General features: G+C 37.6%; 5 protein-coding genes. All 5 read right to left on the reverse strand.

Translation table 11 applies throughout. From position 1 onward, the window contains the following. Positions 1–674: ABC transporter ATP-binding protein (locus GXZ93_04960; protein HHT79130.1), on the reverse strand; the 674-nt coding region annotated here is incomplete at its 3' end. 3 nt (positions 675–677) lie between these two features. Beyond that, the gene (locus tag GXZ93_04965; GenBank protein HHT79131.1) at positions 678–869 is read right to left on the reverse strand and encodes a DUF4175 domain-containing protein; all 192 of its coding nucleotides are present in this window, start codon (positions 867–869) and stop codon (positions 678–680) included. Between the two features lie 77 nt (positions 870–946). Beyond that, on the reverse strand, positions 947–1,720 hold the full coding sequence (locus tag GXZ93_04970) for a carbohydrate ABC transporter permease (GenBank protein HHT79132.1): 774 nt from the start codon (positions 1,718–1,720) through the stop codon (positions 947–949). A gap of 81 nt (positions 1,721–1,801) precedes the next feature. After that, positions 1,802–2,737, reverse strand: a complete 936-nt coding sequence (locus tag GXZ93_04975) for a sugar ABC transporter permease (protein HHT79133.1) — start codon at positions 2,735–2,737, stop codon at positions 1,802–1,804. Positions 2,738–2,901: 164 nt separating this feature from the next. Further along, entirely contained in the window at positions 2,902–4,479 is a 1,578-nt protein-coding gene (locus tag GXZ93_04980; protein ID HHT79134.1) for an extracellular solute-binding protein, read from the reverse strand. Positions 4,480–4,791 lie beyond the last annotated feature (312 nt).

A 4,791-nucleotide genomic window follows, 5' to 3' on the forward strand; every position in this document is an offset into this window, starting at 1 on the left:
ATGTCATTGGGAGTACCGATCTGATCGATTTTGCCCTTTCGCAAAACCATCATTCTGTCTGATAAAGCCAGTGCTTCTCTGTAATCATGAGTTACATAAATAATTGTACTTCCATAATTAACAGCAAATTCCCTTAAAAGGGTTTGCGTCGAAAACTTCAGCTTTGCATCAAGATGCGCAATAGGTTCATCAAGCAGATAAACTTTGGGTTTTCTTACAAGCGCCCTCGCAAGTGAAACCCTCTGTTTTTGCCCACCGCTTAAATTCTGCGGTTTTCTGTCAAGCAATTTTTCTATTCCAAGAAAATCAGCTATTTCAGTTACTTTTTTATTTTCCTCTTCTTTAGTCAGATTCAGTTTCCATTTGGGCGCCCTCAAAGGAAAAGCTATGTTATCGTATACGTTAAAGTGTGAATAAAGATTATATGACTCAAATGCCATAGAAACATCTCTCTCATGCGGAGGCCATCTATTTACAATTTGGTCATCAAAATATATATTTCCGGAAGTAACAGGCTCTATTCCTGCCACCATTTTCAGGATCGTGCTTTTCCCTGCACCGGTAGGACCAAGAATAGAATAAAACTCACCCTCCTTGCATGTAAAGCTGATATCGTCTATTGCAACTTTGCGTCCATATAGCTTTCTTACATTTTCAAATCTTACTTCTACCATCTTCTACTCCTCCTCTTCTTCATCATCATCTTTGGGTCGAGGACCAAATATAAAAGTTAAAACAGCTGCTACTGTCGCTATTATGGCTCCTATCCAGACTGGCAAATTTGGAAATACTCCAAGCCAGACAAAATTTATTCCTATCCACTCTAATACTGACCAGAACAGCCAGTTTCCATAAGTCATTCGTATCATTTGATATATACCCTCCCGCTTATTCAAATATATTAGTCAAAAGCGTAAATACATAAACAGTTGATATCTGTTTTAATTTAACCTTTAACAGCACCAAATGTTAATCCTCTTACAATATAACGCTGCATAAACCAGGCAGCTATAAGTGTAGGTAATATACTTATTGCTGCTCCGGCAGCCATTGTACCATATTGAACATCGATTGAACCCCAGAAAGAAGATATCAGTACGGTTACTGTTGTTGCTACTTTTCGAGAGAATAAAAATGCAAACAGAAATTCATTCCATGACCAGATAATGCAGAAAACCGAAGTTGTTGCAATTCCCGGCAAAACCAATGGAAGAACCACTTTTCTAAATATATTGAAGCGTCCGTAACCGTCTATCATGGCAGCCTGTTCAAGCTCTACCGGAACATCTCTAAAGAACCCATATAAAAGAAAGGTTGCAAATGAAACATTAAAATACATATAAAGCAATATGATGCCTATGTGTGTATCCAATAAATTAATCTGACGAAAAACAATAAAAAACGGGATGGATGCAACTACTCCCGGAAACATTCTTGAAGCAATAGTATTAAAAAGAATGTGTCCGCCCCCTGTATTCCATCTGGCAAAACTATAAGCTGCCGGCAAAGCAATAATCATTACGAGCACCGTACTTCCCAGACTCATTATCAGTGTATTTCCCAGTGTTTTGAAAAATGGAAATTGAACAAACAAACGTTTGAAATTTTCTAATGTGGGAGTAAATATAAGCTGCCTGTTCAGAGATCCGGCAAATATGTCTGCTGAAGATTTAAATGCAGTTAAATATATCCATAGCAAAGGTCCTAAAATTCCAACCATAACCAGGATTGTAATTATCCAGAATATTACTCTTTTAAATGTTACCCCTTGTTTTTTCAACTTTTTTCACCTTCTCTCAGTTTAATTGGTTGCGTTTAATGCCTTATTCAGCTGTCTGAACATAATTGCGCCAATTATCATTGTTAAAAATAAACTCATAATTGCAAGCGTAGAGCCATAACCGATATCAAAATAAACAAAAGATGTCCTGTAAACCATCCAGTCCAAAAGCTCAGTATTAACTGCCCCTCTGGTCGTTCCGTATAGAGGATCAAATAATCGGATAAGCCACATGGTTCTTAATAATGTGATTATTATGATCAGAGGGCTTAGCATGGGAAGTGTCAGTTTCCTAAACACAAACCATCCTTTTGCTCCATCAACTTTAGCTGCTTCAAAAACATCCTTGGGAAGGCTCTTAAGCCCGGCAAGCAGAACTGAAGCTGAAAATGGAAACCACTGCCAGATTGTAATTGCACAAATCGTATATAATGCACCCTCAGGGGCCCACCATTTAACTCTGGCCAGGCCGATTGCTGATAATATCTGATTAACAAAACCAATATTGTATTCAAGAAGAAAATTCCAAACTATAGATAAGATAAGAGGTGCCACCAAAAGAGGCATAAGAATAAGACCCCTTATAATGTTTTGACCTTTAAAATCTCTGTTCCACAACATTCCAAGGCCTAATCCGATTAGCAATTCAGCAACAATGCAGATAGCCGTTACCTGAAAAGTACGCCCGAGAGGTATCCAGAAACCTGTGTCCCGAAGCATTGTTCTGTAATTGTCAAGGCCTATAAACAGAGCATCGCCTGATAAGCCCACCTGGAAAAAGGATTTATACAAACAAAAAATAAGAGGATATATCATAAAAACGAGCAATACAATTATAAGCGGCAGAACCAGCATCCACTTGAAATATTTTTCATTTGAAAGGACTTCCCATATTGAAGGTTTTCTTATCAGGTGACTGTCAATAAGCGCAATATCACCATTCTCTTTTTTAGCCATACTGTCTGTTTCCTCCTTCTATTCCAGACATGTTTTCTTTCCCTGACTTAAAACTTACTTTAATTTTAATCAGGAGAAAGGAATCGGATTTTTTATTCCTTTCTCCTGAAATAACCTTTTATGTTTTCAAAGTATAAATATCTTTATTCTTAAGATATAAGAAATTATTCTTCTACTCTGATAGGTATGGTATCGAATTTAGAAACCAGTTCTACCATTTGTTTGTTTACTGACGCTATACAATCTTCAGGAGAAAGTTCGCCACTGAAACCCTTTGAAAGAGTGTTCATGTGCATCTCAGTTACTTTCCCGCCAGCTGCTGAGTTGAAATAGAATGCATTATCTATAGCATCAGCATATTCTGCATTAGTCCAGCAAACTTTCAGATAGTCTGTCAGCAGACCAAACGGATAAGCCAATTCGTCAGTTTTCCACATTTCATCTTCAATTACATCCATCCTTGTAGAAAGCTGTCCGGCATCTCTCATGACAACAGTCTGGCATTCTTTTGAACTAAGCCATCTTAACAGCCAATAAGAAGCTTCCTGGTTCTTGGATGCTTTTGCCACTCCAAATGACCATGCACCTGTGTAGCCTTTATTGCCAATGGTATTATAGATACCTAATTTGGCATCAGGATCAGCTAATCCAGCTGCAGATTGTTTCAAAATATCAGCATTCCATGCAAAACAGTTTGAATACATCATAGGAGTAATAATTGAATCTCCCTCACCAAGTGAGCTGACAACGAAATCAAAGTTAGCTGTTAAAACACCGGGAGAAGAAATTTTAACTCTTTCAACATATTCTTTCATTATCTTAACCATAAGGTCAGTATACTCTTTGGTTATAACAAATTCTGTAACTTTGCCTGAATCATCTTTTATAACTTTGGCATAATCTCCACCGCTACCCCAGAGATATGTTGAAAATTCATCATTGGCCTGGTATGCGCTTGCCATCATGGAAACACCATAAATGTCTTTTTCAAGTGCTTTTCCCTTAAGCATGTCGCCTTTTTTTCTGGTGAAGAATCCTGCCTGGTCTAGCAGCTGCTGTGCAGTTGTTGCAGGAGCAAGATCATAGCCATATTTTTCTTTGAAAGCAGCCTGTTCTGTAGCATCATCAAAGACATCCTGTCTCAGGAACAAGCCGCACTGATATGTGTAGAAAGGAATAACCATTATCTTGCCGTCAGTTTTAGCTGTCGCAAGAATTGGTGCAGCCTGGGCTGCCATGCTTGCATTAAATGCTTCTACTGAATCATAGGTTGCAGCCAGCTCTTCAAGAGGAGCAAGATACTGTGCCCATTCATCCGTCCATGCTGTTTCAACATAAACACAATCATATACGCCCGTTCCGGCAACCAGCTCTACGTTTTCCTTTGAATAAACAACCGGGGAAGCAACTCTTTCAACATTAACCTTAACCCCTGTTTTTGCAATAAATTGCTCAATGTATGGAAGTATCTTGTCAAACATAGTACCGGTTTCAACCATCATCGTTATCTCTGCCTTGTTTGAAATTTCCGGTATATCATTAAGACCAAACGGAGCGGCTTCTTCTGCAGCTGCTGCTGTTGTTTCAGTTGCTGCTGCTGTTGTCTCGGCTGCTGCTGTTGTCTCGGCTGCTGCTGTTGTCTCGGCTGCTGCTGTTGTTTCGGCAGGAGCTGCCTTGCATCCAACAAAACCAAGAGTAAGAACCATTGCTATTACTGAGATAATCACGAGTAATTTTTTCATTCAAACACCACCTTGAAAGATTGATAAAGAAAAAATGATTTTTTAATCTTTAATAAAAAACTGGTTTGTTTTTTTCGAATGCACTACCTCCTTTTCTTATTTTTATCACCTCTAAATAAATTTCATCACTCCTTTCCGAAATTCACCTATTAATGAACTAGAAAAACCTGCATGAAGATATTAATGCTTAAAACCTTTTTATTTTATTGATATATCTTATTGATATATCTTATCAATAATATTTGTACTGCTAAAAAATATAATTTAAATATTTATAAATTTTCTGTTTTTAAAATTCTTTTAATTTAGTAA

Source organism: Actinomycetota bacterium (genome assembly GCA_012837825.1).
GTDB lineage: Bacteria > Actinomycetota > Humimicrobiia > Humimicrobiales > Humimicrobiaceae > Humimicrobium.

Excerpts from the sequence above, each read along its gene's own strand:
- GXZ93_04980 (HHT79134.1), bottom strand. The coding sequence starts at position 4,479 with ATGAAAAAATTACTCGTGATTATCTCAGTAATAGCAATGGTTCTTACT.
- GXZ93_04975 (HHT79133.1), bottom strand. The coding sequence starts at position 2,737 with ATGGCTAAAAAAGAGAATGGTGATATTGCGCTTATTGACAGTCACCTG.
- GXZ93_04970 (HHT79132.1), bottom strand. The coding sequence starts at position 1,720 with ATGGTTGGAATTTTAGGACCTTTGCTATGGATATATTTAACTGCATTT.
- GXZ93_04965 (HHT79131.1), bottom strand. The coding sequence starts at position 869 with ATGATACGAATGACTTATGGAAACTGGCTGTTCTGGTCAGTATTAGAG.